Genomic DNA, 24,329 nt, shown 5'->3' on the forward strand with positions numbered 1-24,329 from the left:
TTCACGATACGGGCGGCACCGTCATCGCGGTCGTTCGGTCACCGGCCACCGCGCGTCGTCGCAGCGCACGGGGGATCAAGCCCTGACCGGGCGCGAGCAGGTAGGCGATCGCGAACACCACGGCCTGGCAGAGCACGATCATCCCGCCGGTCGAGGTGTCGATGTGGAAGCTCAGGTAGGTGCCGGTCACCGCGGACAGCACCGACAGGCCGGCGGCCGTGGCCAGCATCTGCGGGAACCGCTTGGTCAGCAGGAACGCGGTCGCGCCAGGTGTGATCAGCATGGCCGTGACCAGCACGACCCCGACGGCTTGCAGGGCGACGACCACGGTCAGCGCCAGCATCGCCAGCAGCAGGGTGCTGATCCGGCGCGGCGAGATGCCGATCGCGTGCGCGTGCGTGGGGTCGAAGGCGTAGAGCGTGAGGTCGCGGCGCTTGAGCAGCGCCACCGCGAGCACCGCCGCCGCGATGATCAGGACCTGCGCGATGTCGAAGTCGGTGACGCCCAGGACGTTGCCGAACAGGATGTGGTTGAGGTCCACCTGGCTGGGGATCCGCGACACCAGCACCAGTCCCAGCGCGAACAGGCCGGTGAACACCACGCCGATCGCCGCGTCGCCCTTGAGGCGGGTGGTGCTGCGCACGCCCGCGATCAGCCCGACCGCGAGGCTGCCGAACAGGAACGCCCCCACCGAGAACGGCATCCCCAGCACGTAGGCGAGCACCACTCCCGGCAGCACGGCGTGCGAGACGGCGTCGCCGAGCAGCGACCAGCCGATCAGCGTCACCCAGCACGAGAGCACCGCGCACACCAGCCCCGCGACCAGGCTGACCAGCAGTGCCCGCTGCATGAACCCGAACTGCAGGGGTTCGATCAGCCACTCGATCATCGCGCTTCCACCCCGAACGTGCGTGCCAGCGTCTCCGGTGCCAGGACTTCGTCGATCTCGCCGTGGGCGATCACCCGCTGCTGCAGCAGGACCGCTTCGTCGCACAGCTCGGGGACGCTGGCCAGGTCGTGGGTGGAGATGACCACGGTGCGCCCCTCGTCGCGCAGCTCCCGCAGCAGGTCGCTGATCATCGCCTCGGACTTCTTGTCGACCCCGGCGAAGGGTTCGTCGAGGAACAGCAGCCGCGCGTCCTGGGCGATGCCGCGCGCCACGAAGGCCCGCTTGCGCTGACCGCCGGAGAGCTCGCCGATGGGCCGGTGGGCCAGGTCGGTGAGCCCCACGCGGGTCAGCGCCGCGCGCATCGCGGCCTTGTCGGCGCGGCGAGGGCGGCGGGTGAGCCCGAGGTGCCCGTAGCGGCCCATCAGCACCACGTCGGAGACCGTCACCGGGAACGTCCAGTCCACTGCCTCGGATTGCGGAACGTAGGCGAGCAGCCCCGCACGCCGGGCCTGCTTGCGGTCGCGGTCCATGATCCGGATGTCGCCCGCGTCCGGCCTGACCAGGCCCATCAGCGACTTGAACAGGGTCGACTTGCCCGATCCGTTCATCCCCAGCAGGCCGCAGATGCGTCCTTCGCGGATGTCCACCGACACGTCGTCGAGGGCGAGGACGTCGCCGTAGCGGACGGTGACGTGGTGGGCGCTGATGGCGGTCACGGTGTCCCTCCGCGCAGTCCGGCGACGATCACGCGCGCGTCGTGGCGCAGCAGGTCCAGGTAGGTCGGCACCGGCCCCTCGGGGCCGGACAGCGAGTCGACGTAGAGCTTCTCGCCCAGCTCCGCCCCGGTCTCGCGGGCGACCTGGCGCTGCGGGCCGTCGTTGACGGTGGATTCGCAGAACACCGTCGGGACCGCGTTGGCGCGGACGAACTGGGTGGTGGCCTTGATCTGCTGCGGCGTGCCCTCGGACTCGCTGTTGACCGGCCACAGGTAGGCCTCGCCGAGCCCGGCGTCGCGCGCCAGGTAGGAGAAGGCCCCTTCGCAGCTGACCAGCGCTCGCTGCGACGGGGGCAGCGCGGCGAGCTCGTCGTGCAGGTAGCGGTCGATCTCGGCGAGCCGCGCCAGGTAGGCGTCGGCGTTGGCGCGGAAGGTCGCCTCGTGAGCGGGGTCGAGGCGGATGAAGGTGTCCCTGATGTTGGCGACGTAGATCGCGGCGGTGCGCGGCGACATCCAGGCGTGCGGGTTGGCCTTGCCCTGGTACTCGCCGCTGCGGATCGGGATCGGGTCGACGCCTTCGGTCAGCGTCACGTGCCGGGCCTCGCTGCGCTGCACGAACCGGTCGAACCAGCGCTCCAGGCCGAGCCCGTTGTCCAGCACGACGTCGGCCTTGGCGGCCTTGAGCATGTCGCTGGGGGTGGGTTCGTACTCGTGGATCTCGGAGCCGGGTTTGGTGATGGACTCGACGACCAGGGCGTCGCCGGCGACGTTGCGCGCCATGTCGGCGAGCACGGTGAACGTGGTGACGACGTGCTTGCGGCCGTCGTCGGGCTGACCCAGCCCGGTGCCGCAGGCCGACACCAGCATCGCGAGCACGACCAGAGCGGCCATGTTTCGGTGCCTCGCCAATCCTGGTTTCGCCACGCCGAAAACCATACATCGGCGAATCGCGAAGGCCAACGGACCGGCCGGACCGGCTGCCCACCGAGATCCTCTCCGGACGTGGGAGACTGTAGGGCGCTATGTCTACGAAATCCCTGCCGCTCGTCTTCGACGCCCCGCGCCGCGGCAAGCCGCCGCGCCACCTCGCCGACCTCTCCGCCGAGGAGCGGAAGGCTGTCGTCGCCGAGCTGGGGGAGAAGCCGTTCCGCGCCAAGCAGCTCGCCAGCCACTACTTCGGGCGGCTCAACGCCGACGTCGAGTCGATGACCGACATCCCCGCGGCCAGCCGCGAGGCGCTCGGGGCCGCGCTGCTGCCGCAGCTGCTCAGCCCGGTCCGCAACCTCGACACCGACGAGGGCACCACCCGCAAGACGCTGTGGAAGGCGCACGACGGGACGCTGCTGGAGAGCGTCCTGATGCGCTACCCGGACCGCGCGACTGTGTGCATCTCCAGCCAGGCCGGATGCGGCATGGCCTGCCCGTTCTGCGCCACCGGCCAGGGCGGCCTGCAGCGCAACCTCTCCACCGCCGAGATCGTCGACCAGGTCCGCTCGGCGGCGGCCATGATGCGCGACGGCGAGGTCCCGGGCGGGCCCGGACGCCTGTCGAACGTGGTGTTCATGGGCATGGGCGAACCGCTGGCCAACTACCGCCGGGTGATCGACGCGGTGCACCGCATCTGCGACCCCGCCCCTGACGGGCTGGGCCTGTCGCAGCGCTCGGTGACGGTCTCCACGGTCGGCCTGGTGCCGGCGATCCGGAAGATGACGGCCGAGAACCTGCACGTCACGCTGGCGGTGTCGCTGCACACCCCGGACGACGAGCTGCGCGACACGCTGGTGCCGGTCAACAACCGCTGGAAGGTCGCCGAAGTCCTGGAGGCCGCCCGCGGCTACGCCGACCACACCGGCCGCCGGGTGTCGATCGAGTACGCGCTGATCCGCGACATCAACGACCAGCCGTGGCGCGCCGACCTGCTCGGCAAGCTGCTCAAGAAGCACCTCGGCCAGTTCGCGCACGTCAACCTGATCCCGCTGAACCCGACCCCGGGCAGCAAGTGGGACGCCAGCCCCAAGCCGGTCGAGCGCGAGTTCGTCCGCCGGGTCCGCGAATCCGGCGTCTCCTGCACGGTCCGGGACACCCGGGGCCAGGAGATCGCAGCGGCCTGCGGCCAGCTCGCGGCCGAGGAGTGACCACCCCGCCCACGGCCAGGTGCCCGCGGTCGTGAGTTCGTGACCGCAATGAACAGAAGTGGGTGGGTTCGCCTCCGGTGCTCGATGATCCTCGGGTCTCAGTGATCGAGCTGGGAGGCAAGGGTGCCTGACCTGAGAATTCGTGGCGTTGCGGTTTCATTCGATCGTCGCGGCGGCGCTGGTGCTGCTCGCCGCACCCGCCCACGCGGAGGTGCCCGACCGGGCGGTGCCGACGACGGGCTGCGGGAACACCGCTGCACAGCCCGGGGAATCGGTGACCCGGGAGATCGTGTCGGGCGGGGTCACCCGCACGTACCTGCTGCACGTTCCGGAGAACTACGTGCCGCTGCGGCCGACCCCGGTGGTGCTGTCCTTCCACGGGCACTCGCGCGACTCCGCTTACCAGGAGGAGCTGTCGGAGTTCTCCGGCACCGACGCCATCGCGGTGTACCCGCAGGGGCTCGTCGGCACCGACGGCGAGACGGCCTGGCAGGGCGCTCCGTACTCGGCCGAGGCCGACGACGTCCGGTTCACCGGTGACCTGCTCGACGAGCTGCAGCAGGAGCTGTGCGTCGACCCGGCCCGCATCTACGCGGCGGGCAAGTCCAACGGCGGCAGTTTCGTCGGGGTCCTCGCCTGCCGCATGAGCGACCGGATCGCGGCGTTCGCGCCGGTGTCCGGTGCCTTCTACCCGCAGGGCGGGGCCTGCGAACCGGCTCGTCCGGCACCGATCCTCGACTTCCACGGCGCGATCGACGAGACGGTCCCCTACGACGGGGACGCGGCGCGCGGACTCCCGCCGATCCCGGAATGGCTCGCGGCGTGGGGCGAGCGCAACGGCTGCGCCCCGGACCCGGTCACCCGCGACGAGGGCGACGGGGTGCGCACCGTCGAATACCGGGCCTGCGATTCGAACGCCGAGGTGGTCCACCACCGGATGGACTCGGTCGCCCACGACTGGCCGGCGACCCACCCGAACCCGGATTCCGACCAGCCCGCGCCGATCGACGCGACCCCGCTGATCATGGACTTCTTCGCCCGGCACCCGTTGCGCTGAGCGCGACCCCCGCTGAACAGCGAAAAGCCGCCCTCAGGGTTCCGGGGGCGGCTTCTCGGAAGGCTCAGGTCAGCGGCGGCGCTTGTTCTTGGCCAGGTCGATGAACAGGCCGACGACCAGGACCGCGGCCGTGCCGATCAGCCACAGGTCCTCCATCTTGAAGTGCCCGCCACCACTGAGGATGCCCTGGTGGTTGCCGATGAGCATGAGCAGGATCGCGACGACCGAGAACCAGCCGGCGATCTGGGTGCCCTTCGGGAAACCGCCGTGCCAGCCCCACTCGACCGACGGTTCCTCGGCCGGGTCGATGGCCTGGCTGGGCTTCTTCTCCAGCTCGGTGCTCGCCACGTTCCCCTCCTGCGCCACACCGGCCACGCGCGGCCGGAAAGCCTGTTGCTTGGGTTTCGCGCACCGCCGGACGGCGATCCACGATCGCCTTCATCCTCGCACACCCGATCGGGGCCCGAGCGCCCACCTGCCCGGCATCAGCAGCGAAAAAGGTGCCGCGCGAACCCGGCTCGCGCGGCACCCCGGTGAACGGCGACCGGTGACTACCCCTTGACCGCCTTGCGGCCGACGATGACGCGGTAGACGCCGAGCACGATCAGCGAACCCACGATCGCCAGGATCCAGGTCTGCAGCGACCAGAACTCGTTGAGGCCGGTGCCGAAGATCCACTTGCCGAGCAGTCCGCCGAGGAAGGCGCCGACCACGCCGAGCAGCATGGTGACCAGGATGCCGCCCGGGTCCTTGCCCGGCATGATCAGCTTCGCGATGGCCCCCACGATCAAGCCGAGAACGATCCATCCGATGATGCCCATGACGGCCTCCTTCATTCATCAGGCAGCGGCCTCTGACCCCGATCGTGACGCTGGACAGTGATTTGTGCACCGCGAGGGGCACCTGCTCACCTCCTTCAGGGACAATGGCGGCGATGCACGCGGACACGAGCACACAGAGCGACACCACTCCGCGCACCGTTCTGGTGCTCGGCTCCACCGGCTCGATCGGTACCCAGGCACTCGACGTGATGCGCGACAACCCCGACCGCTTCCGGGTCGTGGGGCTGGCCGCGGGCGGCAGCGACCCGCAGGCCCTGGCCGCGCAAGCACTGGAGTTCGAGGTCCCGGTGGTGGCCGTGGCCAAGGGCACAGCCGCCGAGGACGTCCAGCTCGCGCTCTACGCGGAGGCCCAGAAGCGCGGCTACGCCGAGGGCGACTTCAAGCTGCCGCGCCTGCTGGCCGGGCCCGAGTCCGCGCTGGAGCTCATCGACGCCGCGCCGGCCGACGTGGTGCTCAACGGCGTCGACGGCTCGCGCGGCCTGCGGTTGACGCTGGCCGCTCTGGCCACCGGCGCACAGCTGGCGCTGGCGAACAAGGAATCGCTGGTCGCGGGCGGTGCGCTGGTGCTGAGCAAGGCCGCGCCCGGGCAGCTGGTGCCGGTCGACTCCGAGCACTCGGCGCTGGCCCAGTGCCTGCTCGGCAACGACAACTCCGACGTCGACCGGCTGGTGCTGACCGCCTCGGGCGGCCCGTTCCGAGGCCGCAAGCGCGAGGACCTCGCCGAGGTCACCGTGCAGCAGGCGCTGGCGCACCCGACCTGGGCGATGGGCAACGTCGTCACCATCAACTCGGCGACCCTGGTCAACAAGGGCCTCGAGCTCATCGAGGCGCACCTGCTGTTCGGCATCGAGTACCCGCGCATCGACGTCGTGGTGCACCCGCAGTCGATCGTGCACTCGATGGTCACCTACACCGACGGCGCCACGATCGCGCAGGCCAGCCCGCCGAACATGAAGATCCCGATCGCGATGGGCCTGGAGTGGCCGCGCCGGGTGCCGGGGGTGGCGCCGCGGCTGACGTTCGAGAACGCGCAGGCGTGGACGTTCGAGCCGCTGGACGACGAGACGTTCCCGGCCGTGGAGCTGGCCCGCGCGGCCGGTTCCGGCGGTGGGTGCCTGCCCGCCATCTACAACGCCGCGAACGAGGAAGCGCTGGCCGCGTTCGTCGACGGCCGACTCCGGTTCACCGAGATCGTGCAGACTGTGGGTGACACGCTCGCCGCCGCTGACCAGTGGCGCGGCGAGCCATCAGAACTGGACGAGGTCTTCGCGGCCGAGGACTGGGCGCGGGCCCGGGCGCGCGAGCTGGCCGGAGGGAAGGCGGAGTAGTGCTGGTCGTCATTGGCATTCTGATCTTCTTCTTCGGGCTGCTGTTCTCCATCGCGTGGCACGAGCTGGGACATCTCGCGACCGCGAAGATGTTCGGCGTCAAGGTCACCGAGTACATGGTCGGCTTCGGGCGCACGATCTGGTCGCGCAAGAAGGGCGAGACCGAGTACGGCGTCAAGCTCATCCCGTTCGGCGGCTACATCCGGATGATCGGCATGTTCCCGCCGAAGAAGGACGAGGAATACGGCCGCGCCGCTTCGTCCTCGCCGTTCCGCGCGATGATCGACGACGCGCGCCAGATGTCGGCCGAGGACGTCAAGCCCGAGGACGCGCACCGGCAGTTCTACCAGCGGGCGCCGTGGAAGCGGATCATCGTGATGATGGCCGGGCCGGTGATGAACCTGATCCTGGCCGTCGGCATCTTCGCCGCGATCCTGATGGGGCACGGCCTCAACACCCCGACGCTGACGGTCTCCTCGGTCAGCGAGTGCGTGCTGCCCGCCAACGCTCCCGACACGCAGAAGTGCCCGCCCGGCGCGAAGCCGTCACCGGCCGCCGCGGCCGGGTTCAAGCCGGGCGACCGGATCCTGGAGTTCAACGGCAAGCCGTTCAGCTCGTGGGAGGACCTGCAGCAGGAGATCCGCACCTCCAAGGGCAGCGTGCCGGTCGTGGTCGACCGCGCCGGGCACCGGGAGACGCTGACCGCGGACCTGATGCAGACCGAGCGGCCCAAGCTGAACTCGACCAGCGAGTACGAGACGGTCGGGTTCCTGGGGCTCTCGCCGACGTCGGTGCTGGTCAAGCAGGACGTCGGTGGTGTGGTGAACACCATCGGCGAGTTCGTCGGCATGACCGCGCAGAAGATCGTCGAGCTGCCGCAGCGGGTCCCGGACCTGGTCTCGGCGATCTTCGGTGGCGAACGGCACAAGGACTCGCCGGTGGGCATCGTCGGCGCCAGCCGCCTCGGCGGTGAGGTGCTGGCCACCGATCAGATCGCGGTCGACGACCGCATCATCCTGATGTTCAACCTGCTCGCGGGCGTGAACCTGTCACTGTTCGTGTTCAACATGCTGCCGCTGCTGCCGCTGGACGGCGGGCACGTCGCGGGTGCGGTCTGGGAGTGGATCCGGCGGGGCTTCGCCAAGCTGGTCAAACGCCCGGACCCGGGCCCGTTCGACACGGCGCGCCTGATGCCGCTGGCCTACGCGGTCAGCCTCATCTTCATCGCGTACTCGTTGCTGGTCCTGGTCGCCGACATCGTCAACCCGGTGACCTTGTACTAGCGGCCCGCCGATTTCACCGCTGTGGTGGACCGGGTTCACAGCAGGGGAGGACGCGTCGCCTTCGGCGATGCAGACGGCGCGTATTTGTGAGCGCAAGATCACCGATAGGGTGAGCTTCGGCTCGAGATGCTGGGCCGAACGGGACGTTAACGGTCGATGTCGATCACCCAACGTGATCCGTCAGACGCCCGGACGTCCAGCCGGATGAAGGTGCGCCGGTATCGTGGAATGCGGGCGGGACACCGTCCGAAGCACACCAGAAGAGGTGGAGAGGTATCGATGACCGTCGATCTGGGCATGCCCGCGGGCCCCGCCCCGGTGCTCGCGGAGCGGCGTAAGACTCGCCAGTTGCAGGTCGGACCGGTCGGAGTGGGCAGCGAGAGCCCCATCTCCGTGCAGACCATGACCACGACCGTCACCGCAGACGTCAACAGCACGCTGCAGCAGATCGCCGAGCTCACCGCTGCGGGCTGCGACATCGTCCGGGTCGCGTGCCCGACCGCCGATGACGCCGAAGCCCTGCCGGCCATCGCCAAGAAGTCGCAGATCCCGGTCATCGCCGACATTCACTTCCAGCCGAAGTACGTCTTCGCGGCGATCGAGGCGGGCTGCGCCGCGGTGCGCGTGAACCCCGGCAACATCAAGAAGTTCGACGACAAGGTCAAGGAGATCGCGCAGGCCGCCAAGGACCACGGCACGCCGATCCGCATCGGCGTCAACGCCGGTTCCCTCGACCCGCGCCTGATGCAGAAGTACGGCAAGGCCACCCCCGAGGCGCTGGCCGAGTCGGCGCTGTGGGAAGCGAGCTTGTTCGCCGAGCACGACTTCCACGACATCAAGATCTCGGTGAAGCACAACGACCCGGTGGTCATGGTGCGGGCCTACGAGATCCTCGCCGAGCAGTGCGACTACCCGCTGCACCTCGGCGTCACCGAGGCCGGCCCGGCCTTCCAGGGCACCATCAAGTCGGCCACCGCCTTCGGTGCGCTGCTGCGACAGGGCATCGGCGACACGATCCGCGTCTCCCTGTCGGCCCCGCCGGTGGAGGAGATCAAGGTCGGCGCCCAGATCCTGCAGTCGCTGAACCTGCGCCCGCGCAAGCTGGAGATCGTCTCCTGCCCGTCCTGCGGACGCGCCCAGGTCGACGTCTACAAGCTCGCCGACGAGGTCACCGCCGGTCTGGAGGGCATGGAGGTCCCGCTGCGCGTCGCGGTCATGGGCTGCGTCGTCAACGGTCCCGGTGAGGCCCGCGAGGCCGACCTGGGCGTGGCCTCCGGCAACGGCAAGGGCCAGATCTTCGTCAAGGGCGAGGTCATCAAGACCGTGCCCGAGCACCAGATCGTCGAGACCCTGATCGAAGAGGCCATGCGCATCGCCGAAGAGATGGGCGAGCCGGTGGAGGAGGGCGCGAGCCCGACCGTCACCGTGAGCTGACTCGACACCGCAGATCGGCCGTCCGGCGCGTCCGGGCGGCCGATCTGCGTTTTTCCGGCGTTCGCGCTGCTCCGAACGGGTGAGCGCGGCGCCGATCGATGTGGTCGATCTCCGCCGATCAGCCGTTCGCGCGGCATTTCTGGCAGTCTTGGCTGGTGCTCAAGGTTGCCGGTGCCCGCTTGCTGGAGGAACGGGACGCGAATCTGGTCCGCTCGGTGCTGGCCTCCGCGCCCGTGGCCACCTGCATGGTCGCCGCGCGCGTCGAGGAGACTGGCCTGCACCCGCTGCGCCTCGGCGGTGAGCTCTGGGGCCACGGCAGCAGGCTGACCGGGTTGTGCTTCTCCGGGGCCAACCTGGTCCCGCTGCGCGGCGGTCCGGACGCGATGCGCGCGTTCGCCGACCGCGCGCTGCGCCGCCGCCGGGTGTGCTCCTCGCTGGTCGGCCCGGCCGAGCAGGTGCTGACGCTGTGGGACGAGGTGGAGGCCCAGTGGGGTCCGGCGCGCGAGGTCCGCGCCGAGCAGCCGCTGATGGTGCTCTCCGAGCGCCCGCACGTCGAGCCGGATCCGCTGGTGCGCCAGGTGCACCTGGACGAGCTGGAGCGCTACCTGCCCGCCGCAGTGGCGATGTTCACCGAGGAGGTCGGCGTCGACCCCTCCACCGACGGCGGTGCCGCCGGGTACCGGGCGAGGGTGGCCGATCTCATCGCGAGCGGCCGCGCGTTCGCGCGCTTCGAGGACGGCGAGGTCGTGTTCAAGGCCGAGGTCGGCGCGCTGTCGTCGACGGTCGGCCAGATCCAGGGCGTGTGGGTGCATCCCGACCGCCGCAGCACCGGACTGGGCACCGCGGGCACGGCGGCCGTGGCCGACCGCCTGGTGCGGGGGTGGGGGCGGACCGCGAGCCTGTACGTCAACGACTTCAACGTCGCCGCTCGCGCCGCCTACGAGAAGGTCGGCTTCCGCAGCGTCGGGGAGTACGCGACCGTGCTGCTGTGAGCGGTTTCGTCCGCTATGCCGGAGCCCCGGTTCGGTGTCGCACACGTCTTCGGCATACTCGCGGGCATGCTTGCCTCGCGGATCATGGTCGGTCTCACGGCACTGCTGCTGGTTCCAGTGGCGGGGTGCAGCACCGGACCATCCGAGAAGGACGTGGCCACCTCGTTCGTCAACGCCGTCGCCGCAGGTGACGTGGCGGGTGCGGCGGCCCAGACCAACAACCCCGACGCCGCGCGCCGCACGCTGGAGCAGGTGCGCAAGACGCTGGCCCCGACCGCCTCGCACGCCGCCCTCGGCCAGGTCACCGAGAACGAGCAGGGGGCGTCGGCGAAGTTCGACCTCTCGTGGGACTTCGGCGAGGGCAAGGTCTGGCGCTACACCAGCACCATGCAGCTCGCCGAGGAGGGCCAGGGCTGGAAGGTCCTGTGGGCCCCGTCGGTGGTGCACCCGAACCTCAAGGCCGGTCAGACCCTCGCCTACAGCGAGGTCCTGCCCGCCCCGGGTCCCGTGACGGGATCCGAGGGCAAGCAGTTGATGGGGCCGGAGCCGGTGGTGACGGTCAGCCTCAACGGGCAGGAGGCCGGCGATGTGCCCGGCGTGGCCGGGAAGCTGGCCGACGCGCTGCGCCAGGTCGACCCGGAGATCACCCAGAAGTCCATCGTGGACGGTGTCGGCAAGACCCCGCCCGGCCAGCCCTACCAGGTCATCACGCTGCGGCAGGCCGACTACGACAAGGTCCGCTCCAGCATCTACGACCTGCCGGGCGTGCGGTTCCCGGCGCAGGTGCGGCTGCTGGCTTCCGAGCGCGGTTACGCCGCGCAGGTGCTGGCGGGCGTGTCGAAGAAGCTCGACGAGCAGGTCAAGGCCAACGCCGGGTGGCAGGTGGCCGTCGCCGACGCCAAGGGCAACGAGATCAGCAAGTTGCACACCGTCGCCGAGAGGCCGGTGCCGCCGACCTCGGTGACGCTGTCCGACCGCACCCAGCGCGCCGCGGAGAAGGCACTGGACCCGGTTCCGCAGGCCGCGATGATCGTGGCCATGAAGCCCTCCAACGGCGAGGTGCTGGCGGTCGCGCAGAACGACCCGGCCGACGCGCAGGGGCCGATGGCGCTGTCCGGGCAGTACCCGCCCGGCTCGACGTTCAAGGTGGTCACCGGTGCCGCGGCGCTGGAGACCGGCAAGGTTCGCGCGGACACGCCGGTGGAGTGCCCGCCGAAGAAGGTCTTCGACGGCATGACCCTGCCCAACGACAAGGAGTTCGACCTGGGCCGGGTGCCGCTGCACACCGCGTTCGCGCACTCCTGCAACACCACGTTCGCGCAGCTGTCGGTGGACATGCCCGACGACGCGCTGCCGAAGGAGGCCAAGAAGTTCGGCATCGGCGTCGACTTCGACATGCCGGGCTCGACGACGATCACCGGCAAGGTGCCCAACGCCGAGACCGTCACCCAGCACGCGGCCAACGGCATCGGCCAGGGCAAGGTGCTGGCCAGCCCGTTCGGCATGGCGCTGGCGGCGGCGTCGGTGGCCAACGGGAGCATGCCGACGCCGACGCTGATGCGCGGTCAGCAGACGACCTCCGACGGCAACCCGGAGAAGATCTCCCCGGCCGCGCTGGACCAGCTGCGCTCGATGATGCGCGAGGTCGTCACCGGCGGTACCGCTCGCGGTCTGGCCGGGTCGGGCGAGGTCCGCGGCAAGACCGGCACCGCGCAGTTCGGCGACGGCACCCGCTCGCACGGCTGGTTCGTCGGCTACCGCGACGACGTGGCGTTCGCGGTGCTCATCACCGACGCGGGCGCCTCGGGTCCCTCCGTCGACGCGGCCAAGAGGTTCCTCGACGGCCTGTGATCACGGGAAGCGAGCGGTCGCTTCACGTGATTGGGTGATCACTTAGGGTCAGTTGGGTGCTAGGTTGTAGCCCATCGAGCGCAGCAGGGTGGTCTCGTTGCTGTGCTCGATGGGTCGTCACCGGATCAGCGCCACCGTCGCGCGATCCGGCCGCCACGCTCCGTTGCCGTGGCGAGCGACTTGGTGTCCGGTCCGGACACGCACCGGCCCGCCGCAGTTCACGGCGGGCATCCCCGACGAAACGTGCCGGCAACCGCCTCCCCCGAAGGCCGCCGGTGCCGCCCCAGGTGTGAACAGGAGTCGTTTTGATCTACTTTGATTCTTCCGCGCTGATCAAGATGATCGCCCCCGAGCCGGAGAGCCAGGCGCTGAGCCAGTGGATCCGCGATCGCTGGGAGCAGCCGCGGGTGACCAGCGCGCTGTCCAAGGTCGACGTGCTGCGCAACTTCCGCGAGCAGGGTCCGGCCGCCGAGGACCTGGCCTCCATCGTGGTGTCGAAGCTCGACACGCTGCCGGTGCAGCAGGACGTGCTCGACAGCGCCAGCGAGCTGCGCGCGGACCTCGGCCCTGTCGAGGCCATCCACCTGGCCTCGGCCTGCGGGATCCGCAACGAGCCGGTGACCTACGTCTCCTACGACCCGGCGCTGCTGGAAGCCGCCAAGGAGGCCGGCCTGGCCACGGCCTCCCCGGCCTGAGCGCTCCCGCGATCCGGGCGGTGGCGGTTCGCATCGCGGACAGCGCCTTGGCGTGCGGTTACCGCCCGGAGTCGGGATCGATGAGCGTGGTTAGAGTGGGGGGCATGCCGGTTCGAGCCCCGTTGAAGCCAGGCGTCCCGACGCCGCGCCGCCAAGTCCCAGCGCACATCGAGCGTCCCGAGTACGTGGACAAGCCGGCTCCGCAGCGCAACACCGATCCCGACGTGCAGCCGCCCGAGGTCGTCGAGGCGATGCGCGTCGCGGGCAAGATCGCCGCGCAGGCGCTGGCCGAAGCGGGCAAGGCGATCCAGCCGGGCGTCACCACCGACTCCGTCGACGCCGTCGTCCACGAGTTCCTGCTCGACCACGGCGCGTACCCGTCGACGCTGGGCTACCGGGGCTTCCAGAAGAGCTGCTGCACCTCGCTCAACGAGGTGATCTGCCACGGCATCCCGGACTCGACGATCATCGAGGACGGTGACATCGTCAACGTCGACGTCACCGGCTTCATCGGCGGCGTGCACGGCGACACCAACGCGACCTTCCTGGCCGGCGACGTCTCCGAGGAGGCTCGCCTGCTGGTCGAGCGCACCCACGAGGCGACGATGCGCGGCATCAAGGCCGCCAAGCCGGGGCGCCAGCTCAACGTGATCGGCCGCGTCATCGAGTCCTACGCCAAGCGCTTCGGCTACGGCGTGGTCCGCGACTTCACCGGCCACGGCATCGGCCGCTCGTTCCACAGCGGCCTGGTGATCCTGCACTACGACGAGCCGTCGGTGCAGACCGTCCTGGAACCGGGCATGACCTTCACCATCGAGCCGATGATCACCCTCGGCACCCACGAGTACGACATGTGGGACGACGGCTGGACGGTCACCACCAAGGACAAGAGCTGGACCGCCCAGTTCGAGCACACCATCCTCATCACCGAGGACGGCAACGAGATCCTCACCCAGCCCTGACGGCTGGATCGCCGGATTCCTCGCCGGATGCCGGGAGCCGATCCCTAAGCTGGGCGCGTGCAGACCGAGATGTGGGCGCCCAGCGCATCGGCGAAGGTCGTCCGGTACCGCGAGGGCGTCGGGTGCGTTGGCGGCGGCGCATTCATGGCCTTGGTGGGAAGTTGTGCCCTCTACCTGGCGCTCAACCCGGAAGAGGCGGTGCGGAGCCCACCAACCGTCGCTCTCGTGATCGGGTGGATCCTGACGCTGTTCATCTTCGTGCCCGGTGTCCTGATGATGCTCGCCGGTCTCGTCATGCTCGCCAAGCCAGAGCGCGTGCACCTCGACGAACGCGGGATCTGGCTGCGGCAGAGCGGGACGTTCGAGCTGATCGCCTGGACTGAGATCAGCGCTGTGCACGGTCGGCTGCCGCAACCCAAGGCCAAGGACGACCCGAACTCGGGCCCGGTGTCGGCGGCCTTGCTGTTCCAGCCGGCGGACAGCGGCTTCCTCCCCCGGCACCCGAAACTCGCAGACCGCGACAACCCGGAGGTCCCGCGGCTGAAACTGCCCGGGAAATCCGCCGTGCAGCGCCTGACCCAAGCCATCGGGGAATACCGCCCGGACTTGCTCCGATAGCCTGCCCGGGCGGATCGGACCCTCCTAGCCCCGGTTGTCTTCCTTCGCACGCTTGCGTGCTGCCTTCGCGGCCTCATGCTGTTCAGCGCGTCGACGCTGGGTTTCGCGCCAGCGGGCGTCGTCTGCCTGCTTCTTTCGCTTCTTCTCGGCCTTCTGCTCAGGTGTGCCGTTGATCTTCTCCCAGAACCTTCGCTGTTGGTTCTGGGGGAAGCTCCAGACCACGGACTTGGCCAGGAGCCACAGGGCCGGCGGGATAATCACGATTGCCGCAACGATGGCTACGAGAATTCGCACCCCTGCCGGATAGCCTTCGGATGAGGTGTAGATGTACGTTTCGGTGTTCGTGCTTGCGCGACCACCGCCGTGCCCCCAAGTGAGCCGCTTCTCCTTGCCGACGTCCTCGGGTGAGAAGAAGTTCATATCGATGTTGGTGGTCCAGCTCTTCCCGGTCTTGTCATCCCGAATCTGGGCCCTGCAGTCCCAGTTGTGCCCGAAACCCCGGCGCGTGATCGGCCCGGTGTCCCTGCATGACTGGACGATGGCGGTGGCGTTCTGCTTCTCGGCCTTCTCGGGAAACGAGAACACTGCGGTGGGCCACAGCATGAGGATGCAGGTGGTGGCAAGCAGGCCGAGCACCATTTTCGTCAGCCGCACGCCGAGATTGTTCGAGTTCAAGGCGTTCACTGCCTATTTGCCTTCCTGGTCCTTGCCGTCGTCTAGCTTGGCGGTTTCCTTAACGACCTCGTACGCGAACTTGTAGGACCCGCCTCCAGGCCCCGGGTCTAGGTTCGGCTGCCAAATGTCGCCTCGGGCGAATGGCTTGTACCCAGAACCACCTGCCTTGGCTCCCTCCCATGCGTCATTCAGCTTGGTTCCGCTGCCTGTGGCGCCTTCCGCTAGCTCATCGACCTTTCCTGCAGTGAGAGGAGTGTTCTGGTTCTGGACCTTGACGAGGTTCCCTTCCGGGGGTTTGTACAGGCCGCTGAAGAACTCGTCGACCCCTTTTCGGACTGAAGTTGCGGCTGTACCGAGTTCATCAAGCTTGTTCCACAGGTTCTTCAACGTGGTGCCGAGCTTCTGCATCCAGCCGGAGATCTTCTCCGCCCACTGCAGCGCGATGCGCACAGCATCAGCGATGGCACCCCCGAGTGCGATGCCGGCGGTGCACACGGCTGCGATTCCCCACTTGGCCAGTGCGGCGATGATTTCCCCGATCGCACCAGCGATGAGATCGCGAACGATTCCGCGCACGGCAGCGACCACCGTGCCAGCGCCGTCGACAGCCGCCTTCAAGCCCGTGCTCGATATGGCGAGCGCGTCGATCGTCTTCGCTCCGTCACCGCCGAGGTTTCGATATGCCTCAGCGGCTTGGCCTTCCCAGCCGGTGGTACTGCGTACAGATTGGGCGTATTCCTGGCCTACGGACTTCAGCTCCTCGCCGATCTTCTCCCAGGTGGAGGCCATCCCGGAAATTTCGTCCGGGTTCCCCATGAGCGCGTCGAATGGTTCTTTGATGAACTCGACATGTTCGATGATGTAACCGACGCCCCAGCTCGCCAACGTGCCCAGCGGGTTGGCTGCGAGCGACACTGCGTCGACCCCGGCTCCAACGGCACTCAGCCCGACCGTGTCCCAGTCGCCGTTCTGAATCCCCTTGACGATGGACACGGCGTTCTCAACCCCGCCTGCTCCGTCCATCGGGTTCTTGGTGTTCTTCGCGACCGCTTCCGCTTCCGCCTCCTCGCCGGAAACGACCATGTCCTCAGCCGAAGTCAACATTCACCCCTTTGAGAATTGCTCCGCTTTCCTGGTCGGTTACCTGGTAGTCGGCAGCTGTTTCGTCTAGGGCTTTCTTGATCTCGGTCAAGGCTTTCCCGCCCCCTTCGATCGCGGACTTCACCACATCGCATTGTGCGATGACGTGCGCCGCCAGGAATTGGCCGAAGATGCCGAAGGCGTTGGTGTCCATCGTGGTTTCGGCTGCGCTGTGGGCGGTGTTGACGCGGTCGGCGAAGCCCTGGACCTGGTTGCTGTGCTGCTTGATCACCGGGACGTCGGCGCGGAAGCCGTCTGTCATCGCAGGAAGCTCCCGTTGGAGTAGTCGTCATCGTCGTCGGGCGGGGTGGACGGGCGGCCGGGCGTCTGCTGCTGGTCCTCGCCGGAGCCGTCGCCCGAGTACCCGTGCGGGAGGTTGTTCTTGACGAAGTCGAGGGCGGCGCCGTCGCCGACGAACTGCTGCATGACCTCAACCATCTGACCTGCGGCTTGACGCTGGGCGTCGCGAACGCAGGCCATGATCGCGGTGGCGACCTGATCTGGTTTCGGATGCTGGAAGCCGTTGCCGAAGCGGATGTCCTCCAGCACGCCACTGCTGTTGACCCGAACCGTGATCTGCCCGTCGGGGGAGGTCGCGGACGCGCCGACCTGCGTGAGCTCCTGCTGGGCGCGGTCGGTGTCGGACTTGATCTTCTGCAGCTTCGCGTTGTAGTCGCTCAGCCAGTCGGCAGGTGTGGTCATCGGAATCCGTGGGTCGAAGGGTCGGGTTGGTCGGCAGGGTAGTTGAGGGGATTCGTCCGGTGTTCGGGTTTCGGGTGTTGGTACCCACATCGAGGCGATGGGGTAGGAACGGGGTGTGAATGCGCTGTTGGTGGCTGGGACGACTTCGGATGCTGGGAAGAGCGTGGTGACCGCTGGGATCTGCCGGTGGTTGGCTCGGTCTGGGGCGCGCGTCGCGCCGTTCAAGGCGCAGAACATGTCGAACAACTCGGTGGTCACGCCTGATGGCGGTGAGATCGGGCGGGCGCAGGCGGTGCAGGCCGCGGCGTGCGGGGTCGAGCCGTCCGTGCGGTTCAACCCCGTGCTGCTCAAGCCCGGCAGCGACCGGCAGTCGCAGGTCGTGGTGCTCGGCCGGGTCGCCGGTGAGGTGACCGCCCTGTCGTACCGCGAGCGCAAGGCCGCGCTGCTGGACACCGTTGCGTCCACTTTGGACGAGCTGCGCCGGGACCACGACTACGTCATCTGCGAGGGGGCCGGCTCGCCTGCCGAGATCAACCTGCGGGCCAGCGACATCGCCAACATGGGGCTCGCGCAGGCCGCTCGGCTTCCCGTGGTCGTGGTCGGCGACATCGACCGGGGAGGGGTGTTCGCGCAGCTCTTCGGCACCCTGTCGCTGCTGGACGCCGCCGACCAGGCGCTCGTGGCCGGGTTCGTGGTCAACAAGTTCCGCGGCGACCCCGAGCTGCTGCGCCCGGGGCTCGACCAGCTGCGGGCGCTGACCGGGCGGCCCGTGCACGGGGTGCTTCCCTGGGCCGAGGACCTGTGGCTCGACGCCGAGGACTCGCTGTCCTACGTCGCCGACGGCGTCGTCGGCCGCCCCGCGCCGCCGCGAGGAGGGCAGTGGCTGCGAGTGGCCGTGCCCCGGTTGCCCCGGATCTCCAACGCCACCGACGTCGAAGCGCTGGCCGCCGAACCCGGGGTGGCCGTGCGGTTCGTGACCGAGCCCTCCCGGCTCTCCGACGCCGATCTCGTGGTGCTGCCCGGCTCCAAGTCCACCGTCGCTGACCTGGCCTGGCTGCGGGAAACCGGCCTGGCCGAGGCGATTCGCGAGCACGCGCGGGCAGGGCTGCCGGTGGCCGGGATCTGCGGTGGTTTCCAGATGCTGACCAGGCGCATCCACGACGACGTCGAATCCGGGGCCGGAGTGGTCGACGGCCTCGGGCTGCTCGACCTGGAGATCGACTTCGCGCGGGAGAAGACGCTGGCCAGGCCGCGAGGCCAGGCGTTCGGCGAGGACGTCGACGGGTACGAGATCCACCACGGCGTCGAGGTCCGGCGAGGAGACCTGACGCCGCTGGTCACCCTGCCCGACGGCGAGGGAGAAGGCGGCGTGTCCGATTCGGTGCTCGGCACGCACTGGCACGGGCTCTTCGAGAACGACGCCTTCCGGCGCGAATTCCTCGGCTGGGCCGCCCGCCTGGCCGGGCGCGACGGGTTCCGCGCTGCTCAGGGCACCGTGTTCGCCGACATCCGCAACGCGCAGCTCGACCTGCTCGGTGATCTCGTGGCCAAGCACCTCGACACCGACGCCCTGCGCGGGCTGCTCGACGAAGGAGCGCCGTCCGGGCTGCCACTGGTGAGCGCGCGGCTCAGCTGAGCTCGGGCCCGGTTCGAGCAGGTCGCGAGGAGAATCCCGTTCTGCTTAGCCGGAACTGCCCAACCGGTTGGTCGAAATGGCCTCATGATCTGTGTGGTGCAGGTAACTTGTCGCGCATGGCTGTTGAGTTTTCCGTGGACGAGGCCCGCGAGCGGCTGACCGAGCTGATCGAACGAGCGGAGGCGGGCGAGCACATCGTGATCACCCGCTTCGGCGCACCGGCCGTGTCGCTGGAGCCCTCGCCGGTGCCCTCCCAACGCCGCGGTGGTTTCGCCGCCGGGGTCGTCGCGGCCTCGTGGGTCGCGCCGGACGCCGGTGGCTCGTTCGACATGGGAACCGACTACTGGGCCGATCCGGGGACATCCGCCGACGCGTGAGCGAAGCGCGCCCGCACGGCCGCTGAGCTGGGTAGTCTCCGCGCGTGCCCGCTGACGCCCCGACGATCCTCGCCACGAGCGGCGGCTTCCGCCGAGCCGAGCGCCTGCCGTGGGGGATCGGCCCGCTGACCCGACACGCCGTCGACCTCGCCGGAACCACCGGGCGCGCACCGCGCGTGTGCTTCCTGGCCACGGCTGTCGGCGACGACCCGAGCCTGATCAGCACCTTCTACGCCAACGCTTCGGCCGAGGGGTGGCAGGCCAGCCACGTGGCGCTGTTCCCGATGCCGAACCTCGAGGACCTGCGCGAACACCTGCTCAGCAGGGACGTGGTGTGGGTGTGGGGCGGCAGCGTGGCCGGGTTGCTGGCGATGTGGCGGCTGCACGGGCTCGACGAGATCTTCCGCGAAGCATGGCGAGCGGGCGTCGTGCTCACCGGGGTGTCGGCGGGTTCGATCTGCTGGCACGCCGGCGGCACCACCGACTCGTTCGGTCCCGAACTGCGGCCGATCACCAGCGGTCTCGGCCTGCTTCCGCACTCCAACGGCGTGCACTACGACAGCGAGCCCGGTCGCCGGCCGCTGTTCCAGCAGCTCATCGCCGACGGAACCCTGCCGCCCGGGTTCGCCACCGACGACGGAGCCGGCCTGCTCTACCGGGGCACCGAGCTCGTCGAGGCTCTCGCCGAGAAGCGCAGGGCCGGGGCCTACCGGGTCGACCGCGGCCCGGACGGGACCGCGGTCGAAACACCGCTCGACGTCCGCCGGCTCAGTTGAGCGGCAGGTTGAGCAGCGCGTTCTCCAGCAGCTCCGGCATCGCCGGGTGGATCCAGTACTGGCCGTGCGCCATGCTGCGCGCGTCGAGGCCGAAGTGCATGGCCTGGATGATCGGCTGCAGCAGCGTCGGCGCCTGCGGGCCGATGATGTGCGCGCCCAGCAGCAACCCGGTGTTCGGATCGGCCAGCAGCTTGGCGAACCCGGTCGTGTCCTCCATCGCCCAGCCGTAGGCGATGCCCGCGTAGTCCTGGGTGGAGGACACGAAGTCGACGCCGCGCTGCCGGGCCTGCTGCTCGGTCAGCCCGACCGAGGCGATCTGCGGTCCGGAGAACACCGCGTGCGGCACGAAGCGGTGGTCGGAGGTGATCGGTGCCTCCGGGTGCAGCAGGTTGTGCTGCACGACCCGCATCTCGTGGTTGGCGACGTGCTTGAGCTCGTGGTCGGAGCTGATGTCGCCCAGCGCCCACACGCCCTCCACCGAGGTGCGCTGGGTGTCGTCGACCTCGATCTTGCCCGCGTCGGTGAGCCGCAGGCCACCGGTCGCCGCGTCGATCAGGTCGGCGTTGGGGGTGCGCCCCACTGCGACCAGCAACTTCTCGGCCTCAACGGAGTCCGCGCCGTCCAGGCCCTCCAAGTTCAGCCGGATCGCATCACCGGTCTTCTCGGCGGAGACGACCTTGCGGTTGAGCCGCAGGTCCCAGCGCCGGTCCGCGATCTCGGTGAAGCGGGCGGAGACGTCGATGTCCTCGGCGCGCAGCAGCTTGCCGGAGCGGCCGATCATGGTGACCTCGACGCCCAGCGCGCTGAAGATGTGCGCGAACTCGGCGCCGATGAACCCGGTGCCCATGATGATCACCCGGCGCGGCAGCTCTTCCAGGCGCATCACGGTGTCGCTGGTGTGCACCTCGACCTGGTCCAGGCCCGGGATCTCCGGGATGACCGGGCGGCCACCGGCGGCGACCACGAAGCGGTCGGCGGTGATCGTCTCGGCGCCGTCCGCGGTCTGCACGGTCAGCTGCTTGACGTCGGTGAACGCGGCCTCGCCCGTCAGCAGGGTGACGTTCGGCGAGCCCTCGGCCCGGTACTGGCGGCCGCCGTCGGAGATCGGGTCGATGCGCCCGAAGATGCGGTCGCGGATCTCCGGCCAGCGCACGCCCCGGCGTTCGAGGTCGACGCCCAGCCCCGCGCCCGCCTCGGGCGCGCCCGCGACGTCGGCGGTGTGCACGAACATCTTCGTCGGGATGCAGCCGACGTTGAGGCAGGTGCCGCCGTAGGCGTCGTTGGGGCCGATGCCCTTCTCGACGATGGCCACGTTCCAGTCGGCGAACCGGTCGTCGAGGATCGAGTTGCCGGAGCCGGAGCCGATGATGACTAGATCGAAGTGCCGCACGGTTCCATCCTGCCTCACTTGGTGCGGGCCGTTGCCGGTCCGCGGACGTCGGTCAGTTCCAACCCGGCGAGCCGCCCTGAGATTCCACGCCGATCTCGGTCCCAGATCACACCGATCGCGTGCGCGGCGCACCACGACAGGCCGAGCACCGCGCTCGGCGCGCCGCGCACCAGCTCGCAACCGGCCTGCAGCAGCGCGAGGCCGCCGGTGCCCAGCGCCCAGCGCAGCACCGCGGACGGCCCGTCCGGTGCGCGCGCTCGCAGCAGGACCAGCCGCTGACCCGGTGTGCCGTTCGTGCGCAGGGTCACGACCAGCAGGAACAGGGCAGGCGCCAGCCACGCCGCGGCGGCCTGCAGCGCGGGCGAGGCGGGGATGCCGTTCCAGCGCAGGGCGAAGCCCGTCAGGTGCACGCACACCGCGCCCAGCCACCACAGCAGCAGGCCGTCGCAGCACATCCCCAGCAACCGCCGCCCGGCCGTCACCGGGCGCGGCTCGTCGGCCCGCCCGCCGCTGCCGGTGGGAACCCGGGCGAGCAGCGGCGCGAACAGGCCGCCGAGCGCGGCCCCGGTGGTGTTGGCGAGGACGTCGTCGACGTCGAACACCCGCACCGGGCACGGGAACCGGAACCACAGCCCGGTCAGCTGGGTGAGCTCGACGAACACCGACAGCCCCGCCCCGGCCAGCGCCGCCACCGGTGGTGCCCGCCGCAGCAGCGCCCCCAGCGGCACGAACAGCGCGATGTTGCAGGCGAACTGCTCGACGCCGACCGAGCTGGTCAGCCCGGCCAGCGGGCGCAGCTGCGGCGGGAAGCAGGCGGTGCCGCCGGGCGGCAGCACGTAGCAGGCCAGCGCGATCGCGTAGAGCAGCGCCGCGAAGCGCAGCACGGCAGCGCCCGCGCGCAGCTCGCCGTGCCGCCGGTGGTCACCGGCGACGAACGACGGGAACAGCAGCGTGGCCACCCCGGTCGCGATCACCGCGGCGATGGAACCCGGCAGCAGACTCATCCCTCGCACCTCCCTCATGGATAAAGAGGCGCGAACCCCCGAAACAGATACATCTCGATCGGGTGATCAACGACGTCGAGCCCGCCCGGACCGTCCCGGGCGGGCTCGACGAAGAAGGGCGTCAGTGCAGGTAGGTGGGGGTGACGACGGCCCCTCCGCAGGTGTGGAAGGCCAGGTTGAAGCTGACCACCGCCGGGGAGGCGTTCTCGTCCACGCCCAGCTTCTCGGTGTCGACCGCGTGCACCACGAAGTAGTAGCGGTGCGGCCGGTCACCGGGGGGCGGAGCGGCTCCGCCGAAGGCGCGCTCGCCCATGTCGTTGGCGACGTGGAACGAGCCGGCCGGGATGTTCTGGCCGTTGCGGTTGCCCGCGTCGGCGGCCAGCTCGGTCACGTTCGCGGGCACGTCGACCAGGACCCAGTGCCAGAACCCGCCCGGGATGGGTGCGTCCGGGTCGAAGCAGGTGACCACGAAGCTCTTGGCGGCATCCGGGAAGCCCGACCAGCTCAGCTGCGGCGACACGTTCTGACCGCCCGCACCCATGCCGTCGTAGGCCTGGGCCTTCGACATCGCCCGGCCGTCGGCCACGTCGGTGGAGGTGACGGTGAACTCGGGGACCGCGGGCAGGAACGAGTACGGATCAGGATCGATCGGGCGCTCCAGACTCATGCGAGCATCCTCCTTTTCCTGTGGCTAGGGGGTGATCGTCGGCGATCACCGGACCCAGCCTAGGAGACCTCGCGCAGCTCCACCTCGCCGGATCTATCGGCTCGTTGCATCATGCGCAATGAGGGGTGTGCATCTTGCAGCATCGTGTGGCTAAGCTGTCGCCGATCCAGTGATGACGGGAGGAAACGTGGCGCAGCTGGGCAACGAGGCCGAGGTGTTGTGCCTGGGCGAGACGATGTCGCTGGTCGCTCCGGCCGCCCCGGTACCCCTGGAAGAAGCCCCCGCTTTCACGCTCTCCGCCGGTGGCGCCGAGTCCAACGTGGCCGTTCACCTGGCTTCGCTCGGTCACCGCGTGCGGTGGGCGAGTCGCGTCGGGGACGACCCGCTCGGACGTCGCGTGGTCGGCTCCATCGCCGCCGCGGGCGTCGACACCGGGCTGGTCGAGGTGAGATCCGACGCTCCGACCGGCGTCTACTTCAAGGACCCCGGGCCGGACGGCACCCGCGTGCACTACTACCGAGCGGGTTCGGCGGCGTCGACAATGGACCAGGACTTCCTCGCCGACGAGGTCATCGACGCCGCGCGCGTCCTGCACATCAGCGGCATCACGCCGGCGCTGTCGGAGAGCTGCGACCGGCTGATCCGGCGGCTGCTGACCCGCCCCCGCCGCGCCCCGATCTCCTTCGACGTCAACCATCGGCCCGCGCTGTGGTCGGCCCGGCAGGCCGCCCCGGTGCTCGCCGAACTCGCCCAGCTCGCCGACGTGGTGTTCGTCGGGCTCGACGAAGCCGCCGCCCTGTGGGGCGTGAAAACCGCCGAGGACGTGCGGAAACTCCTGGACTCCCCGGTCACGGTCGTGGTCAAGGACGGCGGTGAGGCCGCCCACGCGCTGGGCGAGCGGTCGACCGTCGTGCCCGCGCCGAGCGTCGAGGTCGTCGAACCGGTCGGCGCCGGTGACGCCTTCGCCGCCGGGTTCCTCTCCGGCGTGCTGCGCGGCGAGGACGACCAGCGCTGCCTGCGCCGGGGGCACCTGCTGGCCGCGCACAGCCTGCGCAGCACCGAGGACCACACCACCCCGCCCGATGCCGAATCGCTGGAACGCTGGCTGAGCCTCGACCAACAGCGTTGGGGCGCACTGCGATTCGACGGGAGCGAGTGAGA

Annotated in this window: 26 protein-coding genes; 14 read left to right on the forward strand and 12 right to left on the reverse strand. The window is 69.6% G+C overall.

The features are described 5' to 3' along the window. Position 1 precedes the first annotated feature (1 nt). The 3 genes from R4I43_RS05610 to R4I43_RS05620 are packed head-to-tail and all read right to left on the reverse strand — an operon-like array spanning position 2 to position 2,495. Positions 2-889 (reverse strand): metal ABC transporter permease, encoded by an 888-nt coding sequence (locus R4I43_RS05610; protein WP_324264435.1) that lies wholly within the window; start codon positions 887-889, stop codon positions 2-4. Further along, entirely contained in the window at positions 886-1,605 is a 720-nt protein-coding gene (locus R4I43_RS05615) for a metal ABC transporter ATP-binding protein (protein ID WP_324264436.1), read from the reverse strand. The genes R4I43_RS05610 and R4I43_RS05615 overlap by 4 nt, the downstream gene beginning before the upstream one ends. Then, positions 1,602-2,495: a metal ABC transporter substrate-binding protein gene (locus R4I43_RS05620; protein ID WP_324264437.1), complete on the reverse strand. Its 894-nt coding sequence runs from the start codon at positions 2,493-2,495 to the stop codon at positions 1,602-1,604. Before R4I43_RS05620 ends, R4I43_RS05615 begins: the two co-directional genes overlap by 4 nt. Before the next feature lie 131 nt (positions 2,496-2,626). Here R4I43_RS05620 and rlmN point away from each other — a divergent pair, with 131 nt between their 5' ends. Beyond that, positions 2,627-3,739 carry a 23S rRNA (adenine(2503)-C(2))-methyltransferase RlmN gene (gene rlmN, locus R4I43_RS05625; protein ID WP_324264438.1) on the forward strand — a complete coding sequence of 371 codons (1,113 nt, stop codon included), beginning with the start codon at positions 2,627-2,629 and terminating at the stop codon, positions 3,737-3,739. 148 nt (positions 3,740-3,887) lie between these two features. Further along, positions 3,888-4,796 (forward strand): alpha/beta hydrolase family esterase, encoded by a 909-nt coding sequence (locus R4I43_RS05630; protein ID WP_324264439.1) that lies wholly within the window; start codon positions 3,888-3,890, stop codon positions 4,794-4,796. A 69-nt stretch (positions 4,797-4,865) separates the two neighbouring features. Here the strand turns inward: R4I43_RS05630 and R4I43_RS05635 are convergent, their stop codons facing one another. Together R4I43_RS05635 and R4I43_RS05640 are read right to left on the reverse strand one after the other, a co-directional pair. Beyond that, entirely contained in the window at positions 4,866-5,144 is a 279-nt protein-coding gene (locus tag R4I43_RS05635) for a DUF2631 domain-containing protein (RefSeq protein WP_324264440.1), read from the reverse strand. 203 nt (positions 5,145-5,347) lie between these two features. Continuing rightward, positions 5,348-5,617: a GlsB/YeaQ/YmgE family stress response membrane protein gene (locus tag R4I43_RS05640; protein ID WP_324264441.1), complete on the reverse strand. Its 270-nt coding sequence runs from the start codon at positions 5,615-5,617 to the stop codon at positions 5,348-5,350. Between the two features lie 104 nt (positions 5,618-5,721). Here R4I43_RS05640 and dxr point away from each other — a divergent pair, with 104 nt between their 5' ends. The 8 genes from dxr to R4I43_RS05680 all read left to right on the forward strand — a co-directional run bounded on the left by dxr (position 5,722) and on the right by R4I43_RS05680 (position 14,801). Then, positions 5,722-6,966 (forward strand): 1-deoxy-D-xylulose-5-phosphate reductoisomerase, encoded by a 1,245-nt coding sequence (gene dxr / locus R4I43_RS05645; protein WP_324264442.1) that lies wholly within the window; start codon positions 5,722-5,724, stop codon positions 6,964-6,966. Further along, positions 6,966-8,249 carry a M50 family metallopeptidase gene (locus R4I43_RS05650; RefSeq protein WP_324264443.1) on the forward strand — a complete coding sequence of 428 codons (1,284 nt, stop codon included), beginning with the start codon at positions 6,966-6,968 and terminating at the stop codon, positions 8,247-8,249. Before dxr ends, R4I43_RS05650 begins: the two co-directional genes overlap by 1 nt. A 279-nt stretch (positions 8,250-8,528) precedes the next feature. Continuing rightward, on the forward strand, positions 8,529-9,683 hold the full coding sequence (gene ispG, locus R4I43_RS05655) for a flavodoxin-dependent (E)-4-hydroxy-3-methylbut-2-enyl-diphosphate synthase (protein ID WP_324264444.1): 1,155 nt from the start codon (positions 8,529-8,531) through the stop codon (positions 9,681-9,683). Positions 9,684-9,838: 155 nt separating this feature from the next. Further along, a complete protein-coding gene (locus R4I43_RS05660) occupies positions 9,839-10,675 on the forward strand; it encodes a GNAT family N-acetyltransferase (protein ID WP_324264642.1) in 837 nt (278 codons plus the stop codon). 66 nt (positions 10,676-10,741) lie between these two features. Beyond that, entirely contained in the window at positions 10,742-12,526 is a 1,785-nt protein-coding gene (locus R4I43_RS05665; protein ID WP_324264445.1) for a penicillin-binding transpeptidase domain-containing protein, read from the forward strand. 305 nt (positions 12,527-12,831) lie between these two features. After that, positions 12,832-13,221 carry a type II toxin-antitoxin system VapC family toxin gene (locus tag R4I43_RS05670; RefSeq protein ID WP_324264446.1) on the forward strand — a complete coding sequence of 130 codons (390 nt, stop codon included), beginning with the start codon at positions 12,832-12,834 and terminating at the stop codon, positions 13,219-13,221. A gap of 104 nt (positions 13,222-13,325) precedes the next feature. Further along, positions 13,326-14,183: a type I methionyl aminopeptidase gene (gene map, locus R4I43_RS05675; RefSeq protein WP_324264447.1), complete on the forward strand. Its 858-nt coding sequence runs from the start codon at positions 13,326-13,328 to the stop codon at positions 14,181-14,183. 57 nt (positions 14,184-14,240) lie between these two features. Further along, positions 14,241-14,801, forward strand: a complete 561-nt coding sequence (locus R4I43_RS05680; RefSeq protein WP_324264448.1) for a hypothetical protein — start codon at positions 14,241-14,243, stop codon at positions 14,799-14,801. Between the two features lie 24 nt (positions 14,802-14,825). On the opposite strand, the gene R4I43_RS05685 is transcribed toward R4I43_RS05680, so the two are convergent. The 4 genes from R4I43_RS05685 to R4I43_RS05700 are packed head-to-tail and all read right to left on the reverse strand — an operon-like array spanning position 14,826 to position 17,318. Continuing rightward, complete coding sequence (locus R4I43_RS05685; protein WP_324264449.1) at positions 14,826-15,485, reverse strand: DUF6346 domain-containing protein; 660 nt, start codon at positions 15,483-15,485, stop codon at positions 14,826-14,828. A 3-nt stretch (positions 15,486-15,488) separates the two neighbouring features. Next, on the reverse strand, positions 15,489-16,580 hold the full coding sequence (locus R4I43_RS05690; protein WP_324264450.1) for a WXG100 family type VII secretion target: 1,092 nt from the start codon (positions 16,578-16,580) through the stop codon (positions 15,489-15,491). Beyond that, complete coding sequence (locus tag R4I43_RS05695; RefSeq protein ID WP_324264451.1) at positions 16,564-16,878, reverse strand: type VII secretion target; 315 nt, start codon at positions 16,876-16,878, stop codon at positions 16,564-16,566. Before R4I43_RS05695 ends, R4I43_RS05690 begins: the two co-directional genes overlap by 17 nt. Next, positions 16,875-17,318 carry a YbaB/EbfC family nucleoid-associated protein gene (locus tag R4I43_RS05700; protein WP_324264452.1) on the reverse strand — a complete coding sequence of 148 codons (444 nt, stop codon included), beginning with the start codon at positions 17,316-17,318 and terminating at the stop codon, positions 16,875-16,877. Before R4I43_RS05700 ends, R4I43_RS05695 begins: the two co-directional genes overlap by 4 nt. A 115-nt stretch (positions 17,319-17,433) precedes the next feature. Here R4I43_RS05700 and R4I43_RS05705 point away from each other — a divergent pair, with 115 nt between their 5' ends. The 3 genes from R4I43_RS05705 to R4I43_RS05715 all read left to right on the forward strand — a co-directional run bounded on the left by R4I43_RS05705 (position 17,434) and on the right by R4I43_RS05715 (position 20,107). Next, the gene (locus tag R4I43_RS05705) at positions 17,434-18,954 is read left to right on the forward strand and encodes a cobyric acid synthase (RefSeq protein WP_324264453.1); all 1,521 of its coding nucleotides are present in this window, start codon (positions 17,434-17,436) and stop codon (positions 18,952-18,954) included. Between the two features lie 116 nt (positions 18,955-19,070). Continuing rightward, positions 19,071-19,331, forward strand: coding sequence for a type II toxin-antitoxin system Phd/YefM family antitoxin (locus R4I43_RS05710; RefSeq protein ID WP_324264454.1), 261 nt, complete (start codon positions 19,071-19,073; stop codon positions 19,329-19,331). Positions 19,332-19,375: 44 nt separating this feature from the next. Next, positions 19,376-20,107, forward strand: a complete 732-nt coding sequence (locus R4I43_RS05715; protein WP_324264455.1) for a Type 1 glutamine amidotransferase-like domain-containing protein — start codon at positions 19,376-19,378, stop codon at positions 20,105-20,107. Here R4I43_RS05715 and R4I43_RS05720 read toward each other — a convergent pair. The 3 genes from R4I43_RS05720 to R4I43_RS05730 all read right to left on the reverse strand — a co-directional run bounded on the left by R4I43_RS05720 (position 20,100) and on the right by R4I43_RS05730 (position 23,168). Continuing rightward, a complete protein-coding gene (locus tag R4I43_RS05720; protein WP_324264456.1) occupies positions 20,100-21,497 on the reverse strand; it encodes a mycothione reductase in 1,398 nt (465 codons plus the stop codon). The genes R4I43_RS05715 and R4I43_RS05720 overlap by 8 nt on opposite strands. 14 nt (positions 21,498-21,511) lie before the next feature. Then, positions 21,512-22,501: a VanZ family protein gene (locus R4I43_RS05725; RefSeq protein WP_324264457.1), complete on the reverse strand. Its 990-nt coding sequence runs from the start codon at positions 22,499-22,501 to the stop codon at positions 21,512-21,514. A 121-nt stretch (positions 22,502-22,622) separates the two neighbouring features. Next, the gene (locus tag R4I43_RS05730) at positions 22,623-23,168 is read right to left on the reverse strand and encodes a YbhB/YbcL family Raf kinase inhibitor-like protein (RefSeq protein WP_324264458.1); all 546 of its coding nucleotides are present in this window, start codon (positions 23,166-23,168) and stop codon (positions 22,623-22,625) included. Positions 23,169-23,355: 187 nt separating this feature from the next. Between R4I43_RS05730 and R4I43_RS05735 the strand changes: the two genes are divergently transcribed. Then, positions 23,356-24,327, forward strand: a complete 972-nt coding sequence (locus R4I43_RS05735) for a sugar kinase (RefSeq protein ID WP_324264459.1) — start codon at positions 23,356-23,358, stop codon at positions 24,325-24,327. Positions 24,328-24,329 lie beyond the last annotated feature (2 nt).

This window comes from Saccharopolyspora mangrovi (assembly GCF_035320975.1).
Lineage (GTDB): Bacteria > Actinomycetota > Actinomycetes > Mycobacteriales > Pseudonocardiaceae > Saccharopolyspora > Saccharopolyspora mangrovi.